Genomic DNA, 20,216 nt, shown 5'->3' on the forward strand with positions numbered 1-20,216 from the left:
CCCCCTTGCAAACCTACAACCAATGCCACCCCCACCCACTACCCAAGTAGCATTCGACCCTCTCCAGCCCCTTCGTACACTGGGCCCATCCGTTAAAGCCCCCGCCGGAGGCCGTCATGCACCACCCCCCCGCCGAGGGCATTGTCAGTGCCGTCTCGCGCGCCAGTGTCGCCGAAGAGGCCGCACAGGACCTGGCCCGTCAGCTGCTGCACCCGCACCTGGGCTTCGTGCTGTTCTTCTGCTCCGCCGAATACGACCTGCCAGCCCTGGCCCACTCGCTGCAACAGAGCCTGGGCGGCATCCGCCTTGCAGGCTGCACCAGCGCCGGCGAAATCACCCCCGAAGGCTACGGCCGCGGCTGCATCACCGCGCTGGGCTTCGATTACCGGATGTTCTCGATTGCCGCCGAACTCATCGCCCCCATGCAGTACTTCAGCCTGATCGACGCGCAGCAGATGGTCGAGCGCCTGGTCGGCGACTGTCGCAGCAACACCCTGGCCCCGATCAAGGGCCACAGCTTCGCCCTGACCCTGCTCGACGGGCTGTCCAGCCGTGAGGAAACCGTGCTTGCCGCCCTCAGTGCCGCCCTGGGCGACATCCCGCATTTCGGCGGCTCGGCCGGCGACGACAACTACCTGCACCACACCCATGTGTACTTCGACGGCGCCTTCCACAGCAGCGCTGCCGTGGTGCTGCTGGTCAATACCTGCCTGGATTTCGAGGTATTCACCACCCACCACATCCAGCCGCGCCAGGAAAAGCTCGTGGTCACCCGCGCCGACAGTACCCTGCGCCGGGTCTACGAGCTCAATGCCGAACCCGCCGCGCAGGAATACGCCGCGCTGATCGGCGTGCCCCCCGAACAGCTCGACCACCGCACCTTCGCCGCCCACCCGCTGGCGGTGCGCATCAACGAGCGCTACTACGTGCGGGCCATCCAGCAGGTGCACGACGACGGCAGCCTGAGTTTCTACTGCGCGGTGGAGAACGGCATCGTGCTCACCGCCATGCGCCCCGGGCCCCTGCTGCCCAACCTGAGCGCGTTGTTCGACGGCTTGCGCGAACGCCTCGGGCCGTTGCTGCTGACCATCGGCTGCGACTGCTTCCTGCGCCGCCTGGAGCTGGAAGGCAGCGCAGAGTTCGAAGCCGTCGGCGCCTTTTTGCAGCAGCAGCCTGTGGTGGGGTTCAACTCCTATGGAGAACAGTTCAATGGCATGCACATCAACCAGACGTTCACCGGCGTCGCCATTGGCCAGCCCCGTGCACGCCGTGGACATTGACCAGGCCGCGCTGATCGCCCGCTTGCAGCATGAAAACCGCAAGCTCAGCCGTATCAACGCCGCCCTGATCGAACGCCAGGAATCGGGCGCCGCGCGCCCGGACGACTCCTATGCGGCGTTCCAGCACTCGGTGGTGCTGGCCGAGCAGGTGCGCGAGCGCACCGATGCGCTGAACCAGGCCATGGCCGAACTCAAGGCCAGCAACCACCTGCTCAGCGATGCGCGGCTGCGCGCCGAAACCGCGCACCAGTACCTGGTGGACGCCATCGAAAGCATTTCCGACGCCTTCGTGCTGTTCGACCCGCAGCAGCGCATCGTGCTGTTCAACCAGCGCTTCAAGGCGTTCTGGGCCAACAGCCGCATCCGCATCATCGGCGGCATGCGCCTGGCCGAGATCAAGCGGCTGATGCAGAGCACCGGGCTGTTCTGCGAAGAACAACGCGGCCCCAGCGCCGAGCACATGGTGTACCGCCTGCAGGGCGGGCGCTGGCTGCAGGTCAGCGAGCGGCCGACCCAGGGCGGCGGCTGCGTGATGCTGTTCACCGACATCACCCAGATCAAGCTCAGCGAAACCCAGCGCCGCGAACAGGCCGTGGCGCAGAAGTCGCACCTGCTGCAGCGTGCGGTCGACAACCTGTCCCAGGGGGTGGCCATGGTCAATGCCGACGGCGTGCTGGAGTTGTGGAACCGGCGCTTCCTGGAACTCAGCGGGCTGGCCCCGATTGCCGCCCATCGCGACTTTGCCGAGGTGATCGCCGACAGCGAGCTGGCCTTGCTCACCCCGGCCAGCACCGATGCCAACGGGCGCAGCATCCATGAACTGGAGCAGCGCCTGTTCGACGGGCGCATGCTCGAAATCCGTACCCATCCGCTGCCGGCCGGCGGTTTCGTCAACACCTTCACCGACATCACCGAGCGCTATCAGCATGCCGAGGCGCTGAGCGAGAGCGAGCGCTGGATCCGCCTGATCACCGACCACGTGCCGGCGCTGATCGCCTACCTCAACGCCGACCTGGTCTACGAGTTCACCAACAAGGTGTACGAGCAGTGGTACTGCTGGCCGCGCGGGGTAATGCTCGGCCAGAGCCTGCGCGAGGTGCACAGCGCCGAGCATTACCAGCGCCTGGAGAGCTATGTGGAACGGGCACTGTCGGGCGAGAGCGTGACGTTCGAGTTCGCCGAAACCAACGCCCACGGCCAGGAGCGCTACATGCTGCGTTCCTATGTGCCCAACCAGCTGGCCAGCGGCGAGGTGGTGGGGATCTTCGTGCTGATCCGCGACATCACCGAACGCCGGCGTACCGCCGAAGCCCTGCACCAGGCCTACCAGAACCTGGAGTTGCGGGTGCGCGAGCGCACCGCCGAACTCACTCAGCTCAACCAGCAGCTGCTGCGCGAAATCGAAGAGCGGCGCCGCGCCGAAGCGCGCCTGCGCGAGGCCAAGCAGGAGGCCGACCAGGCCAACCTGTCCAAGACCAAGTTCCTTGCCGCGGTCAGCCACGACCTGCTGCAACCGCTCAACGCCGCGCGCCTGTTCACCAGCGCGCTGCAGGAGCAGAACTGTGCAAGCCCGGCGCTGGTGCGCAACGTCAGCAATTCGCTGGATGACGTCGAAAGCCTGCTGGGCACCCTGGTCGACATCTCCAAGCTCGATGCCGGGGTGATCAAGGCCGATGTCGCGACCTTCGCCGTCAGCGACCTGCTCGACAACCTGGCCGCCGAGTACGCCCATGCCGCCGCCAGCGAAGGCTTGCGCATGAGCTACGTGCGCAGCAGCCTGCGGGTGCGCAGCGACATCCAGCTGCTGGCACGCATCCTGCGCAACCTGCTCAGCAATGCCATCCGCTACACCCCGCAGGGGCGCCTGATGCTCGGGTGCCGGCGGCGTGGGCAGCGGGTGTTCATCGAGGTATGGGACACCGGCATCGGCATCGCCCCCGACAAGTGCGCCGAGGTGTTCCAGGAGTTCAAGCGCGGCGACCTGCAGCGTCCCGACCAGGATCGCGGCCTGGGCCTGGGCCTGGCCATCGTCGACAAGATCGCCGGCATTCTCGGCCACCGCGTGCACCTGCGCTCCACGCCGGGCAAGGGCTCGGTGTTCTCCATCGAGGTGCCGCGCAGCAAGCGTGCGCCCCGGCGCGAGCCGCAACCGTCACAGGTCGAGCCGCTGACCGAACGCCTGGACGGCGCACGTATCTGGGTGGTGGACAACGATGCGGCGATCTGCGCGGGCATGCGCAGCCTGCTGGAGCAGTGGGGCTGCTCGGTGGTCACCGCCCTGAGCGAGCAGGACCTGGCCCGCCAGGTGGCGCTGGACAGCGAGTGGGCCGACCTGCTGATCGTCGACTATCACCTGGACAACGACCGCAACGGCCTGGAGGCGGTCGGGTCGATCAATACGCAGCGGCACACGCCGTTGCCGGCCCTGATGATCACTGCCAACTACAGCGTGGAGCTCAAGCAGCAGGTGCGCGACCTGGGCCACAGCCTGCTGCACAAACCGGTGCGGCCGATGAAGCTCAAGGCCGCCATCAGCCACCTGATCGGTTGCGAACTCAGCGTGGCTGGCGCCCGCTGACGAAGTGTGCCGCGTCGTTGTAGCCGTGGGTGGAGGCATGCCCGGGGGTAACCAGCGAATCGATGAAGGCTTCGTCTTCGGCGGTGATCTTCACCTGCAGCGCACCGCCATAGGTGTCCCACTGCGCTTCGGTGCGCGGGCCGACGATGGCGGAGCTGACGTGCTGGTTGTTGAGCACCCAGGCAATGGCGAACTCGACCATGCCCACGCCCTTGGCCTGGGTATAGGCGTGGATCTTCTGCGCGATGGCCAGTGACTCGCTGCGCCATTCGGTCTCGAGGATGCGCTTGTCCTGGCGCCCGGCGCGGCTGTTGGCGTCCGGGGTGGCGTCGGGGGCGTACTTGCCGCTGAGCACCCCACGCGCCAGCGGGCTGTAGGGCACCACGCCCAGGCCGTGAAAGGCTGCAGCGGTGAACTGCTCGGTTTCGGCCTGGCGGTTGACGATGTTGTACAGCGGCTGGCTGATCACAGGCTTGGGGATACCCAGGCGTTCGGCCAGGTTGCACACCTCGGCGATGCGCCAGCCGCGAAAGTTCGACACGCCCCAGTGACGGATCTTGCCCTGGCGCAGCAGGTCGCCGATGGCTGCCACGCTGACCTCCAGCGGGGTGGCGTGGTCTTCGCGGTGCAGGTAGTAGATGTCCAGGTAATCGGTGCCCAGGCGCGTGAGGCTGGTGTCGATGGCATTGAAGATATGCTTGCGGCTCAGGCCGCTGCGGTTGGGCAGGCCGTCGACCGGGCCGAAGCCGACCTTGGAGGCCAGCACCCAGTCGTGACGGTGGCGGGCGATGGCTTCGCCGACGATTTCTTCGGAGCGGCCGGCGTTGTACACGTCGGCGGTATCGATGAAATTGATGCCCTGGTCCCAGGCCTTGTCGATGATACGCAGCGAGTCTTCGGTGCTGGTCTGCTCGCCGAACATCATGCTGCCCAGGGTGAGGGCGGAAACCTGCAGGCCACTGCGGCCCAGGGGACGGTAGATCATGCTCGAGCATCCTTTTGCGGGAGGGGGTCGAGCTGTTTTACAGGGTTGAAAGCTTCGTCGGCAAGGCCGGCTCCCGCACAATCGTGTGAACGGCCCTCAGGCCCGTAGGAGCCGGCCTTGCCGGCGAAGCGGTCGTCAGCTGGAGCGCGACACCCGCAGCGCCACCAGGCTGCCCACCACGATCAACCCCGCCAGCGAATACAATGCCACGTCGGTCGAGCCGGTCTGGTCCTTGATCCAGCCCACCAGGTACGGGCTGAGGAACCCGGCCATCTGGCCCACCGAGTTGATGATCGCCAGGCCCGCCACCGCAGTGCCCGCGGTGAGCAGGGCAGTGGGCATCGGCCAGAACATCGGCAGGCCGGTGAGCGCGCCCATGGTCGCGATGCTCAGGCCCAGTATCGCGATCACCGGGCTGTGGGCGAAGTTGACCGCCATCAGCAGCCCCACCGCGCCCATCAGCATCGGCACCACAAGGTGCCAGCGCCGCTCGTTGCGCAGGTCTGCCGAACGCCCCACCAGCAGCATGAACAGCCCGGCCAGCAGGTACGGGATGGCGCTCAGCCAGCCGATCAGCAGGGCATCGTCGAAACCCATGTTCTTGATGATCGATGGCAGCCAGAAGTTGATCGCATACACGCCGCTCTGGATGCAGAAGTAGATGAAGCCGAAGGTCCAGATCAACGGGTTGGCCAGCACCGACAGCAGGCTGTCGCTGGCGGTTTTCGGCTTGGCCGCCGCGTCAGCGTTCAGGTCGGCCTCAACCGCCTGGCGCTGCGCCGGGGTCAGCCAGCCGGCCTTGGCGTAGCCATCGCTGAGCAGCACGATCGCCAGACAGCCGAGCACCACGGTAGGCACGCCCTGGATCAGGAACATCCATTGCCAGCCGGCCAGGCCGCCCTGGCCGGCGGCGAAGTGGTTGAGAATCCACCCCGAGAACGGCCCGCCCAGCAGCCCCGACACCGGGATCGCCGACATGAACAGCGCCATGATGCGCCCGCGCCGCTGCGCCGGGAACCAACGCGAGAGGTACAGCACGATACCCGGGAAGAACCCCGCTTCGGCGGCGCCGGTGAACAGGCGCAGCACGTAGAACTCCATGGGGGTGGTGACGAACAGCAGGCAGGTCGACAGCGTGCCCCAGGCGATCATCATCAGCGCGATCCAGCGCCGTGGCCCGAAGCGGTTGAGCGCCAGGTTGCTGGGCAGGCCGCACAGCACGTAGCCGATGAAGAAGATGCCGGCACCCAGGCCGTAGATGGTTTCGCTGAACTTCAGCGCGTCGAGCATCTGCAACTTGGCGAAGCCGACGTTGACGCGGTCCAGGTAGTTGAACAGGTAGCAGATGAAGATGAACGGGATCAGCCGCAGGGTGATGCGCCGGTACAGCGCGTTGCGGTCGATGTCGTGGCCTTGGTCAGGGGCAGGGCGGTATGACATGATTCTCTCTCTGTTTTTATGTTTATCGCCGCAACTGCGTCGAGGCAGTTGTCATGACGAGTCTGTTTGAGCCAGAGGACGCTGTCTTTGTGCTTTTGCACAGCCTTTGCGCTGCACCGCTGTGCCCTCGACCAACCATTGCGACCACAAGGATCCGCCCATGTTCGAGCTCGACCACGACCTGGCACAGGATATCGTCGACCGTGCGATGGCCATTCTGCCCTACAACGTCAATGTCATGGACAGCCAGGGGTTGATCCTGGGCAGTGGCGAGGCGCAGCGTATCAACACCCGCCACGAAGGCGCGCAACTGGTGCTGGCCAACGCGCGCATCGTCGAGCTCGACGAAGAGGCCGCCAGATGCCTCAAGGGCGTGCAGCCGGGTGTGAACCTGCCGCTGCTGCTGGACGGGCGCCTGATCGGCGTGCTCGGCATCACCGGCGACCCGCAGCAGGTGCGCACCTACGCCGAACTGGTGCGCATGACCGCCGAGATGCTGCTGGCCCAACGGCACCTGCAAGTGCAGCAGCAGTGGCGCAAGCAGCGCTGCGATGACCTGCTGGCCTTGCTGCTGGGCGGCAACGGCGACGCCACCCGGCTGGTGGACGAGGCTCGGCAACTGGGTCTCAAACCCCAGCTCACGCGTATCCCGTGCCTGTTCGAGCTGGAGGAGGGCCCGGCCGCCGAGCCGCTGGCGGCCTGGCTGATGCTGCGCTACCCCGACAGCTGGTGCGTGAGCCCGGCACGTCAGTCGTTGCTGTGGTGCCGCCCGGCGACGGTGGCGCTGGACGAACAGCGCCTGCTGGACAAGATGCAGGCCCAGGGCTGGACCGTGCAGCGCCTGGCAGTGGCTGGCCCGGCCGAAGGGCTGGACAACCTGCGCCGCGGTTATCGTCGGGTGCGCGACCTGCTTGCCTACGGGCGCGAGGTACTGCCCCGCCAGCGCCTGCTGACCCTGGCGCGCTATCGGCTGCCGGCGCTGTTGTGGCGTCATCGCAACGACGATGCGCTGGACGAACTGCTGCAACCGCTGCAACGGCTGCGTGCCAAGGACAGCAACGGGCAACTGTTGGCCACCCTGCGGGCCTGGTGCGCCCACGACGGGCAGAGCCAGGCGTGCGCCGAGGCGCTGGGCATTCACCGCAACAGCTTGCGTTACCGACTGGAACGGGTGGCCGAGTTGAGCGGGGTGGACCCGATGCGGCTGGAAGGGATGCTGAGCCTGTACCTGGGGTTGCAGTTGTTGCCCGTGAACAGTTGATTGCCTGTGCGGGCCGCTTGGTCGGTTCATTGTCCAACTGAACAAATAACCTTGCGCCCGCCTGTGCATCCGACCGACGCCCGCCGCCGGCGCAACTGTCAGCATGCAGCTCATCTGGATAAGGAGCACACCGCATGAAAATCGTCATCGCCCCCGACTCGTTCAAGGACAGCCTGAGCGCCGAAGACGTGGCCGCTGCCATCGCCCGGGGGCTGGCCGATGCCTTGCCACAGGCCGAGCTGGTCAGTTGCCCGATGGCCGATGGCGGCGAGGGCACCCTGCAGGCCCTGGTGGCGACCTGCAGCGGCGAACAGCGCAGCCTGCAGGTGCAGGGCCCGCTCGGCACACCGGTACTGGCCCACTGGGGCTGGCTGGCCGACAGCCACACCGCCATCATCGAAATGGCCCAGGCCAGCGGCCTGCAACTGCTCGGCCTCGCCCAGCGCGATGCTTGCCGCAGCAGCACCTATGGCACCGGGCAACTGATCGGCGCGGCGCTGGATGCCGGGGCACAGCGCATCATCCTGGCCATCGGCGGCAGTGCCACCAACGATGCCGGCAGTGGGATGCTGCGAGCGCTGGGGCTGCGGCTGTTCGATGCCCAGGGCGCTGAACTGGCACCGGGCGGCCTGGCCCTGGCGCACCTGGCCCGGCTGGACAGCAGCGGGCTGGACCCGCGCCTGCTCGACGTGCAGGTGGAAGTGGCCGCAGACGTCGACAACCCACTGTGCGGGGCCAATGGTGCCTCGGCGATCTTCGGCCCGCAAAAGGGGGCGAGCCCCGCCCAGGTCGCCTTGCTCGACCATGCACTGGGGCACTTTGCCGACCATTGCGCCGGCCTGCTGGAGGAAGACGTTCGGGCGTTTCCGGGCTGTGGCGCAGCGGGCGGCATGGGCTTTGCGGCCAAGGCCTTCATGGGCGCGCAGTTTCGTGCTGGGGTCGAAGTGGTGGCCGAGCTGGCCGGGCTGGAGGCGGCGGTACGCGGTGCCGACCTGGTGATCACCGGGGAGGGGCGCTTCGATGCGCAGACCCTGCGCGGCAAGACTCCGTTCGGTGTGGCGCGCATAGCCAGGCGTCACGGCGTGCCGGTGGTGGTGATTGCCGGCACCCTGGGCGAGGGCTACCAGGCGCTGTATGAGCATGGCATCGATGCGGCATTTGCGTTGACCAGCGGGCCGATGAGCCTGCAGCAGGCGTGCGAGCAGGCAGCGCCACTGCTGCGCGACAGGGCGCGGGACATCGCGCGGCTGTGGGCCTTGCACCAGGGTCTGTAACAAGCCCACTACTGCTTCGCCGGCAAGGCCGGCGCCTACAGACAGCGGCCAACCTGTAGGCGCCGGCCTTACCGGTTATATACATAGATCAGCAACTGGCAACTGTTCGCCTGGCAACACCCTCCCGACACTAGCCCTCGAATACAACACTCGATTACTTGCCGCTTTATAACTAAACCCCTTTAAACAAGGCACTTCGCCAGTTGGCACGCTCGCTGCAATAGTCCCTGTGAGATTGACTATACCAATAGAAACTCGCCTAATTTTAATCAGGTGGGGAGCAAGACCTTGAAACGCGTGCATTGGGCAACTTCGGCAGTATTGCGACATTCATCCCTGTTCGCTGTAAGCAGCGCACTATTAACCTTCATCCCGTTGGCCTCGGCCGCCGACACCGACACCAGCGGCGACAAGCGCCTGGGTACGGTTACCGTGCAGGCCGCCAAACAGAGCCCTGTGCAGGCGGCGCAGAGCAAACTCGACGAGGTCGCCGGCGGTACCAGCCTGGTCACCCAGGCTGAAGTCGAAAAGGGCCGTTCGGCCACCTTGGAGGACACCCTGGCGTACCAGCCCGGCGTCTACGCCCAAGCTGCCGGTGGCAACGATGCCATCAAGATTTCCATTCGCGGCTCCGGCGCCAATACCTCGCCCGGCTATTTCCGCGAAGGCACCAAGTTTCTCTTCGACGGCCTTGCACTGACCGGCGCCGGTGGCACGCCCTATGAACTTCTGGATACCCAGGGCCTGAACTACACCGAAGTACTGCGCGGTGCCAACGCCTTCGAATACGGCGCACTTTCACTGGGAGGCGCGATCAACTTCGTGACCAACTCCGGGCTGACCGCACCGGGCAACCGCATCAAGCTCGAAGGCGGCAGTTTCGGCTGGCAGAAGCAGACCCTGAGCACCGGCGGCGTGGCCGGCAATGCCGACTACTACGTCAGCGTCGACAACGCTCGCCGCGACGGCTACCAGGACTTCACCTTCACCAAGGCCAAGGGGGTGGTCAGCAACTTCGGCTACCGCTTCAACCCCAAGCTCGAAACCCGTCTGTACATCCGCTACCGCGAGGAATACCACGAGAACTCGGGCACCCTGACCCTGGCGCAGCTCAAAAAGAACTCCAAACAGACCAACGCCGCCACCTACGCCACCCGTGGCGACTCCACCAAGCGCGGCTCGACCTGGGTCGGCAGCAAGACCACCTACACCTTCGATGACGATGCCACCCTCGAAGCCGGGCTGGTGTACCACAACTACCCGCAGATTCTCAGCCGCAAAAGCACCGTCAACCCCAACTACTGGGACTGGCGCGACATCAACTACTCGCTCAAGTACAGCCGCACCGACCAGCTGTTCGGCCTGCCCAGCACCACCACCGCGGGCTGGAGCAGTACCCAGCACATCCGTTCCGGCGCACGCACCTACAAGGGCGACAAGGACCTGGGCATTCTGCAGAAGCAGGTCGAGTACGACGGCTCGTTCGACCATGTGTTCACCCTGGGCAACGACCTGGGCCTGACCGACAACCTGTACCTGGCCACCGGCGTGTCGGCGATCGAGATCAAGCGTGACATCAACGTCACCTACAGCGACCGCCCCAACACCAGCGGCCTGCCCAGCCACTACAAGTACGACGAGTGGAAGCTGGCCCCGCGTATCGGCCTGCGCTACTACATCGCCCCGGACGTGCAGCTGTTCGCCAACGCCAGCCGCACCATCGACCCGCCAAGCTCCTGGTCCAGCTCCGGCTCCGGGGTCACCAGCAACTACGCCAAGCCACTGGTGCCGCAAGCGGCCAACACCGTGGAGTTCGGCATCAAGGGCAAGTCGGGGATCTTCGACGGCAGCCTGGCGTTCTACAAATCCTGGGTCAAGAACGAGCTGCTCAACGTCGAAGTGCTGCCGGCCACCGCCACCTCTGCTGCGGTGGTGTCCACCTCCAATGCCACGCCCACCATCCACCAGGGCATCGAGGCCGGCCTGAGCACCCGCCTGTGGGAAGGCGCCAACGGTGACAGCCTGACCTGGCGCCAGGCCTACACCCTCAACGACTTCCACTACGAGAACGACCCGCTGTTCAAGAAGAACGAACTGCCGGGCCTGCCCAAGCACGTGTATCAGGGCGAGCTGCAGTACCAGTGGGCCAGCGGTTTCTACGCCGGGGTCAACGTGCGCACCGCCTCCAAGACTTCGGTGGACTACGCCAACAGCTTCTACGCGCCGTCCTACACGCTGTGGGGTGCGCGCCTGGGTTACGACGACCCGGGCAAGACCTGGCAGGTGTACCTGGACCTGAAGAACATCACCGACCAGGACTACGTGACCGCCGTGCTGCCGACCTACAACTCCCAGGGCAGGGACGTCGCGTCGCTGTACCCGGGCGACGGCTTCGGCGCCTTCACCGGCGTGACCTACAACTTCTAAGCCAGCGCGGCCAGCACCGACGTGCACCTGCACACGGTGCTGGCGGAGGAAGCACATGACCCTGATCACAAGGCTCGCACGCCTGGCCGTACTCGCCAGCGTGGTGGCGCTGGGCGCCTGCAAGCCGGCCAGCGAAGCGCCGCGCAACAGCGTATCGAGCGCCGACGGCGTGCTGCGCGACGGCAGCCTGAGCTACGCCGCCGAGGACTACCGCGAAGCCGCGCCAGGCAAGCCGGGCGGCACGCTGCGCATTTCCACGGCGTCCGACACCACCACCCTGGACGTGCATTCGATTTCCCACGGCAACGTGCAGTGGCTGGGGCGCATCCTGTTCGACTGCCTGCTGTACCAGGACGAGCAGGGCAACATCTCGCCGTGGCTGGCCAAGTCGTGGGACATCTCGCCGGACGGCAAGACCTACACCTTCCACCTGCGCGATGACGTGACCTTCAGCGACGGCGAGAAATTCAACGCCCGCGCCGTGCAGATCAACCTGGAGCACATGCGCGACCCGGCCACCAAGTCGCCGCTGGCCGCCGCGTACATCGCGCCCTACGTGAACGGGCGCATCGTCGACGAATACACCTTCGAGGCGCACCTGCGCGAACCCTATTCGCCGTTCCTGGACGTGCTGGCGCAGTCCTGGCTGAGCATGATCTCGCCGCGCCAGATCCTCGAGGCGCCCAAGTCCATCGCCGAGCATGCCATCGGTTCGGGGCCCTTCGTGCTGGAAAGCTACACCCGCGACCAGGGCGCCACCTTTGTCAGGCGCAAGGGCTACAACTGGGCGCCCCCGGTGACCCGGCACAACGGCGAGGCCTACCTGGACCGCCTGGAACTGAGCATCGTGCCCGAGCCGATGATCCGCTTCAGCGCGCTCGAGTCCGGCCAGTCGGACTTTACCGTGGACGCGCCGGCGCAGAACGCCAGGGCCATTCGCAGCAACCCCGACCTGCAGATGAGCAGCCGCATCCGCAAGGCCAACCCGTTTCGCAGCCTGACCTTCAACGTCGAGCAGTTCCCGTTCCAGGACGTGCAGGTGCGCCGCGCCGTGGCCAAGGCCATCGATCGCGACGGCCTGGCCTGGATCACCGGCTTTGGCGAGTACCAGCCCAAGGGCGATTTCCTGGCCGCCAACACCCGCTACTACGACCCCGCGTTCAAGGATGTGCTGGCTTATGACGTGGCCGAGGCCAACCGCATTCTCGACCAGGCCGGCTGGAGCGAACGTGACGCCAGGGGCTACCGGGTCAAGGACGGCCAGCGCCTGTCGGCGCGCCTGCTGATGTACGAGACCGGCGCCTTCCCCGGTAGCGTGGCAGTGGCCATTCAGGCCGACCTCAAGAAGGTCGGTTTCGAGCTGGCCATCGATCTGCTGCCCCTGGCCCAGGTCACCGAGCGTCGCTATGCCAGCAACTTTCAGGCAATCGCCGGCGGCTACTGGCACACCAACACCCCCGACGGGCTGTACATCCTCTACCACAGCAATGCGATCAGCACGCCCAAGCTCATCGGCCAGAACGCCGGGCGCTTTCGCGATGACGCCCTCGATGCGGCGCTGTCGGCGGCGCGCCGTTCCACCGACCCGGTGGAGCTCGCCGCGCTGTACCGCACCGCGCAGCAACGCCTGGTGGAAACCGTGCCGGCCGTACCGGTGTACGAGAGCCATGTGCTGGTGGCCTACCGCAAGGCGGTCAAGGGCGTGATCTTCGATACCTCGCACAACACCCCGTTCTTCACCAGCATATGGCTCGACCAGGAGGCCCGATGAACACCCTGCGCCTGATACTCCGTCGGCTGCTGGCCGGCATCGGCGTGCTCTGGGGCGCGGCGACCCTGACCTTCCTGGCCTTGAACCTGAGCGCCGGCGACCCGGCACTGGCCATCCTCGGCGGGCCGGAGGCGATGCCCAGTGCCGAGCTGATCGCCCAGGTGCGCGCCGAATACGGCCTGGACCAGCCGTTGATCGTGCAGTACGGCCATTACCTGGGGCGCCTGGCCCAGGGCGACCTGGGCGAGTCGTACCGCCTGCGCATCCCGGTGGGGCAGATCATCGCCGGGCAACTGGGCGCCACCGTGCAACTGTCGCTGGCCGCGGCGGTACTGGCGGTGCTGCTGGCCGTGCTGGTCGCGGTGCTCACCGCCAATCGCGCGCCATGGCTGCGCTCGCTGGTGTCGGGCACGGAGCTGGTGCTGTCGTCGGCGCCCTCGTTCGTGATCGGCCTGGGCCTGCTGCTGGTGTTCGCGTTCGGCTGGCACCTGCTGCCGCCGTCCGGCTCCAGCGGCTGGCAGGCGCTGATACTGCCAAGCGTGGCGCTGGCCTTGCCGGTGGCGGCGGTGCTCAGCCAGGTACTGCGCCAGGAACTGGAAGACATTCTCGAACAACCCTTCATCGCCATGGCGCGCGCCCGCGGCATGTCCGAAACCGGCGTGCGCCTCAAACACGCGCTGCGCCATGCGCTGGTGTCGCTGGTGACCCTTTCCGGCTTCGTGTTCGCCAGCCTGCTCGGCGGTGCGGTGGTGATCGAGCTGCTGTTCTCGCGCCAGGGCATCGGCCGGCTGATGCTCGACGCCGCAACATCCAAGGACGTGCCGCTGCTGCTGGGCATCACCCTGCTGGCGGCGGCGATCTACGTGGTCGTGAACTTTCTCGTCGACCTGATCAATCACTGGGTGGACCCGCGTGCCAAGGCCGTGTGATGCCACCCCCAAGCAAGGACCTGTCATGACCCAATCCAATTCCTACACTGCGCTGCAGGCGCGCTTCAAGCCGCTGTTCGCACAGATCGGCGAGGGCGCGGTGGCGCGTGAACAGCAGCGCGAACTGGCCTTCGAGGCCGTGGCGTTGCTGCGCGATGCCGGCTTCACGGCGCTGCGCGTGCCCCAGGCGCATGGGGGGGGCGGCATCAGCCTGCCGGTGCTGTTTGGCCTGCTGATCGACCTGGCCGAGGCCGACTCCAACCTGCCGCAGATCGTGCGCGCGCACTTCGGTTTCGTCGAAGGGCGGCTGTCGGCCCGCGAACCGGCGTCCCAGGACTACTGGTTCGCCAAGGTGGTGGCCGGGCAGCTGTGGGGCGCGGCAATGGCCGAGCGCAGCGACAGCAGCACCAACTCGGTCAGCCTGGAGGCCGCCGAGGAGGGCTGGCGCCTGAACGGCGAGAAGTACTACTGCACCGGCACTATCTACGCCGACTGGGTGGCGGCCGTGGCCATGCACGACAAGGATTTCGTCAGCGTGGTGGTGGCAGTGGACGCCCCCGGCGTGACCCGTGAAGACGACTGGGACGGTTTCGGCCAGCGCCTGAGCGGCAGCGGCACCACACGCTTCGAGCAGGTGGCGGTGCCCGAGCAGCATGTGCTGCGCCGCTTCAAGCCCGGTGAGCTGCGCGCCGAGTCGTACATCTCGGCGTTCTACCAGCTGTTCCACCTCGCCACCCTGGCCGGCATCGCCCGCGCCGCGCTGCGCGATGCCACCGCCTTCGTCCAGGGCCGCACCCGCGCCTTCGGCGTGCCGGGCCAGTCCAGCCCCAAGGACGACCCGCTGGTGCAGCGGGTGATCGGACGCCTGTCGAGCCTGGCCTATGCCAGCGAAACCCTGGTGCTGGCTGCCGCCGAGGTACTCGAGCGGGTACACCAGGCCGAGCTGAACGACAGCGCCCAGGAAGCCGACTACGTCGAGGCCGATATCCGCACCTTCCAGGCCCAGCAGATCGTGCTGGAGCAGGTGCTGGAAGTCACCACCCTGCTGTTCGAGGTGGGCGGCGCGTCGGCCACCAGCCAGGCCCGGCGCCTGGACCGGCACTGGCGCAATGCGCGCACCCTGGCCTCACACAACCCGGCGATCTACCGCGAGCGCGCGCTGGGCAACTACTACCTCAACGGCGTCAGCCCCGGTGCTGCCTGGCGTGCGCTGCATGCCCAGGACGGCACCACCGTGCGCGACGAAGCCAGCGCGGTGTAACCGCCTTCATTCAGGAGCAGCAGCCATGAGCCAGACCGCAAGACAGATGAGCATCGGCATGAACATCCTCGGCTTCGGCGCGCATGCCAGCGCCTGGCGCAAGGCCGAAGTACCGGCCAACGCCTACCTCGACGTCGAGTACTACCGCAACATCGCGCGCATTTCCGAGCGGGGGTGCCTGGACGCGATCTTCCTCGCCGACGGCCCGGCGCTGGCGGGCGACATCGCCCAGCACCCGGCCGGGCGCCTGGAACCGACCGTGCTGCTGACGGCCGTGGCCCTGGCCACCCGGCACATCGGGGTGATCGCCACCGCGTCCAGCAGCTACAACGACCCGTTCAACCTGGCGCGGCGCTTCAGCTCGCTGGACCACATCAGTGGCGGCCGGGCGGCCTGGAACGTGGTGACCAACGCCGGCGACGCCGCCGCGCAGAACTTCGGCCTGGCCGGCGCGCCGCGCCATGTGGACCGCTATGCGCGGGCCGACGAGTTCATCGACGTGACCCTCAAGCTGTGGGACAGCTGGGAGGACGACGCGATCATCGGCAACGCCGCCAGCGGCCAGTTCGCCGACCCGCACAAGGTGCACAGCATCGATTTCGTGGGCGAGCATTTTTCGGTCAAGGGGCCGCTCAACCTGCCGCGCTCGCCGCAAGGCCGGCCGGTGCTGGTACAGGCCGGCTCGTCCGAGGGCGGCAAGGCCCTGGGCTCGCGCTATGCCGACGCGATCTTCACCACCCAGACCACCTTGCCCGACGGCCAGGCGTTCTATCAGGAGATGAAACAGCGCGCACGCCTGTGGGGCCGCAACCCCGATCACCTGAAGATCATGCCGGGGCTGTCCACCGTGATCGCCAGCACCGAGGCCGAAGCCCGTGCGCGCTTCGATGAACTGAACGCCTACAGCGGCGAGGCGGGGCTGGTGCAGCAACTGGCGTTTCGCATCGGCCTGCCCCCCGACGAACTGGACCTGGACGCGCCGCTGCCGTGGGAGCGTATTGGCCCGGTCAGCGAATTCGAGCGCGGCTCGCACGGTTTTCTCGAAGCCCAGTTGAACCTGGCACGGCGCGAGAACCTGACCATCCGCGAACTGTCGCGGCGCATCCTGGTGGGCCACCGCCTGCTGGTGGGCACCCCGGAACAGGTCGCCGACACCCTGGAGCACTGGTTCCGCGCCGGCGCCGCCGATGGCTTCAACATCATGCCCGACATGTTCCCCTCGGGGGTCGAGGTGTTCGTCGACCAGGTGGTGCCGCTGCTGCAGCAGCGCGGGGTGTTCCGCCGTGAATACACCGGCAGCACCCTGCGCGACCACCTCGGCCTGCCGTACCCGGCCAGCCAGTACCAACGTGCGGCAGAGGCCGTCTGAACCGATTAGCGAGGCACACCCCATGAACTACCGCACACTGGGCAACAGCGACATCAAGGTCAGCGTCATCGGCCTGGGCACCATGACCTGGGGCCACCAGAACAGCGAGCAGGACGCCCACCAGCAGCTGGACCTGGCGCTGGACCACGGTGTCAACCTGGTCGACACCGCCGAGATGTACCCGACCCCGACCCATGCCGACACCTGGGGCAGCACCGAGCGCTTCATCGGCACCTGGCTGGCCCGGACCGGCCGGCGCAGCGATATCGTGCTGGCCAGCAAGATCGTCGGCCCCTCGCGCAACCCCGGCAGCGGCACGCATATCCGCGATGGCCTCAGCCGCCACGACCGCGCCAACATCGTCGCCGCGCTGGACGGCAGCCTCAAGCGCCTGCAGACCGACCACCTGGACCTGTACCAGCTGCACTGGCCCGACCGCAGCACCAACTTCTTCGGCCAGCGCGAGTACCCGTATGTCGACGACCCGCAGGCCATTGCCATCGGCGAAACCCTGCAGGTGCTGGCCGAGCAGGTGCAGGCGGGCAAGGTCCGCCATATCGGCGTGTCCAACGAAACCCCGTGGGGGGTAGGGCAGTTCCTGCGCCAGGCCGAGGTGCTGGGGCTGCCGCGCATCGTCAGCATCCAGAACCCCTACAGCCTGCTCAACCGCCTGTACGAAGGCGGCCTGTCGGAATTCAGCCACCGCGAAGGGGTGGGCCTGCTGGCCTATTCGCCGCTGGCCTTCGGCGCGCTCACCGGCAAGTACCTGGGCGGCGCACGGCCTGAAGGTTCGCGCCTGTCGTCGGTGTACCGCACCTTCAACCGCTACGACAGTGCGTCGGCGCAGCAGGCCATTGCCGCCTACGTGGCACTGGCCCGCGAGCTGGACGTGAGCCCCGCGCAACTGGCCCTGGCTGCGGTGATCGGCAAGCCGTTCGTCAGCAGCGCCCTGACCGGGCAGACGAGCCTGGCGCAACTGCGCGAGAACATCGGCGCGCTTGAGCTGCAACTGAGCAGCGAGACCCTGGCGCGCATCGAGCAGATCCACGCGCACACCCCGAACCCGGCGCCCTGAGCCGCAACCCCTAGCCTGTGGAGGTGCCCATGGCGCCCATCAATCAAAGCGCGAGCGTCGGCCTGATTGCCGCCGAGCCGCTGTTCGTGGCCCGGCGGCGCAAGGTGCGGCGCTGGGCCATCCGCCCGGGCCTGGTGCTGGCCGGGCTGTTCGTGCTGCTGCTGGTGATTGCGGCCATCCAGCCGCACTGGCTGGTGGCGGGCGACCCGCTGGAGGCCAGTGCGCGCCAGGCGTTTCGTGCCCCCGACAGCCTGTACTGGCTGGGTACCGACGAAAACGGCCGCGACATCCTCACCCGGCTGGTGTACGCGGTGCGCCCGTCGCTGGTGCTGGGCCTGTCGGCCACCGCCATCGGCCTGCTGCTGGGCACCCTGTTCGGCCTGGCGGCGGGGCTCGGCCCGCGCTGGCTGGACGGTGCGGTGATGCGCGGGGTCGATGTGCTGCTGGCATTCCCCGACCTGCTGCTGGCCCTGGTGATCATCACCTTCTTCGGCCAGGGCCAGTTGAACACCATCATTGCCGTGGGCATCGCCAGCGTGCCGCGCTATGCACGCCTGGTGCGCGCACAGGCCCTGGTGGTGCGCGGTGCCGGCTACGTCGAGGCCGCCACCACCCTGGGCCTGGGCCGGCACGCGGTGATCCTGCGCCATGTACTGCCCAATGCGATCAAGCCGATCCTGATCCTGGCCACCATAGGCATCGGCGGCAACATCGTCTCGGGCGCGGCCCTGAGCTTTCTGGGCTTTGGCGCGCCGCCGCCGGAGCCGGAGTGGGGCGGCATGCTCGCCGTGGGCCGCAACTACCTGGCCAACGCCTGGTGGCTGGTGGCCTGGCCCGCCCTGGCAATCACATTGACCGTGGTCTCGATCAGTACGATCGGCCGCGAACTGCTGCGCCGCAGCGAAGGTAAACGCCCATGAGTCGCGCACCGCTTATCGATGTACAGGACCTGCACGTGCGCTTTGGCGCCCAGGCCGTGCCCACCCTCAAAGGCATCAGCTTCCAGCTGCACCAGGGCGAGTGCCTGGCGCTGGTGGGCGAGTCGGGCTCGGGCAAGAGTGTCACCTCACGCACGCTGGCCGGGCTGACCGGCGCCCATGCCCAGGTGCAGGCCAGCCGCCTGGACTTTGCCGGGCACGACCTGCGCGAGTTCGACGAGCGCACCTGGCGCCAGGTGCGCGGCGCGCAGATCGGCTTCGTGATGCAGGATGCCCTGGGCGCGCTGGACCCCTTGCGCCCGGTGGGCAAGGAGATCGCCGAGCCGCTGCAGCTGCATACCGGGCTTGACCGCGCGCAGCGCCAGGCCAGGGTGATCGAGCTGCTGCGCGCCGTCGGCGTGCCGCAGCCGGAACTGCGCGCCCGCCAGTACCCGTATCAACTGTCGGGCGGGCTGCGCCAGCGGGCGCTGATCGCCTCGGCCATCGCCTGCAACCCGCGCCTGTTGATTGCCGACGAGCCGACCACCGCGCTGGACGCCACGGTACAGGCGCAGGTGCTGAGCCTGCTCGAATCGCTGCGCGGCGAGAACACCGCGATGCTGATCGTGAGCCACGACCTGGCGGTGGTGTCGCGCCTGGCCAACCGCGTGGCGGTGATGCACAACGGCGTGATCGTCGAGCAGGGCAGCGTCGAGGCGGTGCTGCACGACCCGCAGCACCCCTACACGCAGTTTCTGCTGCGTGCCGGCCGGGCGGTGCACTTTCGGCGCACGCCGGGGGCAGCACGAACGCCGTTGGCCATCGTGGCGCCGACCCAGGAGCCACCGCTGTTGCAGGTGCGCCAGCTGAGCAAGGCGTTCAAGGGCCCGGACGGGCAGATGCGCACCGTGGTCAACCAGGTGTCGCTGCAACTGCGCCGCGGCAAGACCCTGGGCATCGTCGGCGAGTCGGGCTCGGGCAAGACCACCCTGACGCGCATGATCCTGGGCCTGGAAACCCCCGACAGCGGCGATATCCAGATCAAGGGCCAGCCCTGGCTGAAGCTTTCCGAGGCGCACAAGCGTCAGTTGCGGCGCAGCATCCAGGTGGTGTTCCAGGACCCGCTGAGCTCCTTCGACCCACGCTACAACGTGCAGCGCGTGCTGTTCGAGGCGCTGGAGGTGGCCGGGCACAAGCGCGCCGACTGGCGCAGGCGGGCCGAAGAACTGCTGGGCCTGGTACGCCTGGACGCGGCGCTGCTCGACCGGCGCCCCATCGAGCTGTCGGGCGGGCAGCGCCAGCGCATCGCGATTGCCCGCGCGCTGGCCGCCGGGCCGCAGATTCTGGTGTGCGACGAGCCGGTGTCGGCGCTGGACGTGTCGGTACAGGCGCAGATCCTCGAACTGCTCGACGACCTCAAGCAGCGCCTGGGCCTGGCGTGCCTGTTCATCTCCCACGACCTGGGGGTGATCAACCAGGTAAGCGACGAGGTGCTGGTGATGAAGGACGGCGTGGCGGTGGAGAGCGGGGCGGTACGCGACGTGTTCGACCACCCGCAGCATCCCTACACCCTGGCCTTGCTGGAGGCCATTCCGCACCTGGAAAGCGGCCGTCGTACCTCGTTCGAATTCCTCAAGTTGGCGATCTGA

14 protein-coding genes are annotated in these 20,216 nt (G+C 67.3%); 12 read left to right on the plus strand and 2 right to left on the minus strand.

The features are described from left to right. The first annotated feature begins 116 nt into the window (after positions 1-116). Positions 117-1,280: a nitric oxide-sensing protein NosP gene (nosP, locus tag CR917_RS13230; protein ID WP_054914528.1), complete on the plus strand. Its 1,164-nt coding sequence runs from the start codon at positions 117-119 to the stop codon at positions 1,278-1,280. Further along, positions 1,210-3,858 (plus strand): hybrid sensor histidine kinase/response regulator NahK/ErcS', encoded by a 2,649-nt coding sequence (gene nahK, locus CR917_RS13235; RefSeq protein WP_078481000.1) that lies wholly within the window; start codon positions 1,210-1,212, stop codon positions 3,856-3,858. The genes nosP and nahK overlap by 71 nt, the downstream gene beginning before the upstream one ends. Here nahK and CR917_RS13240 read toward each other — a convergent pair. Together CR917_RS13240 and CR917_RS13245 are read right to left on the minus strand one after the other, a co-directional pair. Then, on the minus strand, positions 3,836-4,843 hold the full coding sequence (locus CR917_RS13240) for an aldo/keto reductase (protein WP_043862758.1): 1,008 nt from the start codon (positions 4,841-4,843) through the stop codon (positions 3,836-3,838). The genes nahK and CR917_RS13240 overlap by 23 nt on opposite strands. A gap of 135 nt (positions 4,844-4,978) precedes the next feature. Then, the gene (locus CR917_RS13245) at positions 4,979-6,283 is read right to left on the minus strand and encodes an MFS transporter (RefSeq protein WP_078480999.1); all 1,305 of its coding nucleotides are present in this window, start codon (positions 6,281-6,283) and stop codon (positions 4,979-4,981) included. Between the two features lie 160 nt (positions 6,284-6,443). Between CR917_RS13245 and CR917_RS13250 the strand changes: the two genes are divergently transcribed. The 10 genes from CR917_RS13250 (at position 6,444) to CR917_RS13295 (ending at position 20,216) form a co-directional block, all read left to right on the plus strand. After that, on the plus strand, positions 6,444-7,544 hold the full coding sequence (locus CR917_RS13250) for a sugar diacid recognition domain-containing protein (RefSeq protein WP_043862760.1): 1,101 nt from the start codon (positions 6,444-6,446) through the stop codon (positions 7,542-7,544). 134 nt (positions 7,545-7,678) lie between these two features. After that, complete coding sequence (locus CR917_RS13255; RefSeq protein ID WP_054914526.1) at positions 7,679-8,818, plus strand: glycerate kinase; 1,140 nt, start codon at positions 7,679-7,681, stop codon at positions 8,816-8,818. Between the two features lie 297 nt (positions 8,819-9,115). After that, on the plus strand, positions 9,116-11,245 hold the full coding sequence (locus tag CR917_RS13260; RefSeq protein ID WP_229590261.1) for a TonB-dependent receptor domain-containing protein: 2,130 nt from the start codon (positions 9,116-9,118) through the stop codon (positions 11,243-11,245). A gap of 55 nt (positions 11,246-11,300) precedes the next feature. Then, complete coding sequence (locus tag CR917_RS13265; protein WP_104572448.1) at positions 11,301-13,016, plus strand: ABC transporter substrate-binding protein; 1,716 nt, start codon at positions 11,301-11,303, stop codon at positions 13,014-13,016. Beyond that, entirely contained in the window at positions 13,013-13,945 is a 933-nt protein-coding gene (locus CR917_RS13270; protein ID WP_054914524.1) for an ABC transporter permease, read from the plus strand. Before CR917_RS13265 ends, CR917_RS13270 begins: the two co-directional genes overlap by 4 nt. Before the next feature lie 25 nt (positions 13,946-13,970). After that, positions 13,971-15,206: an acyl-CoA dehydrogenase family protein gene (locus tag CR917_RS13275; RefSeq protein WP_104572449.1), complete on the plus strand. Its 1,236-nt coding sequence runs from the start codon at positions 13,971-13,973 to the stop codon at positions 15,204-15,206. Positions 15,207-15,231: 25 nt separating this feature from the next. After that, positions 15,232-16,575 carry an LLM class flavin-dependent oxidoreductase gene (locus tag CR917_RS13280; protein ID WP_104572450.1) on the plus strand — a complete coding sequence of 448 codons (1,344 nt, stop codon included), beginning with the start codon at positions 15,232-15,234 and terminating at the stop codon, positions 16,573-16,575. 22 nt (positions 16,576-16,597) lie between these two features. Beyond that, a complete protein-coding gene (locus tag CR917_RS13285) occupies positions 16,598-17,650 on the plus strand; it encodes an NADP(H)-dependent aldo-keto reductase (RefSeq protein WP_104572451.1) in 1,053 nt (350 codons plus the stop codon). 29 nt (positions 17,651-17,679) lie between these two features. Continuing rightward, positions 17,680-18,570: an ABC transporter permease gene (locus CR917_RS13290; protein WP_063611979.1), complete on the plus strand. Its 891-nt coding sequence runs from the start codon at positions 17,680-17,682 to the stop codon at positions 18,568-18,570. Then, positions 18,567-20,216, plus strand: coding sequence for an ABC transporter ATP-binding protein (locus CR917_RS13295; RefSeq protein WP_058540182.1), 1,650 nt, complete (start codon positions 18,567-18,569; stop codon positions 20,214-20,216). Before CR917_RS13290 ends, CR917_RS13295 begins: the two co-directional genes overlap by 4 nt.

The sequence above is a fragment of the Pseudomonas sp. BRM28 genome, assembly GCF_002939405.1.
Classification (GTDB): Bacteria; Pseudomonadota; Gammaproteobacteria; order Pseudomonadales; family Pseudomonadaceae; genus Aquipseudomonas; species Aquipseudomonas palmensis.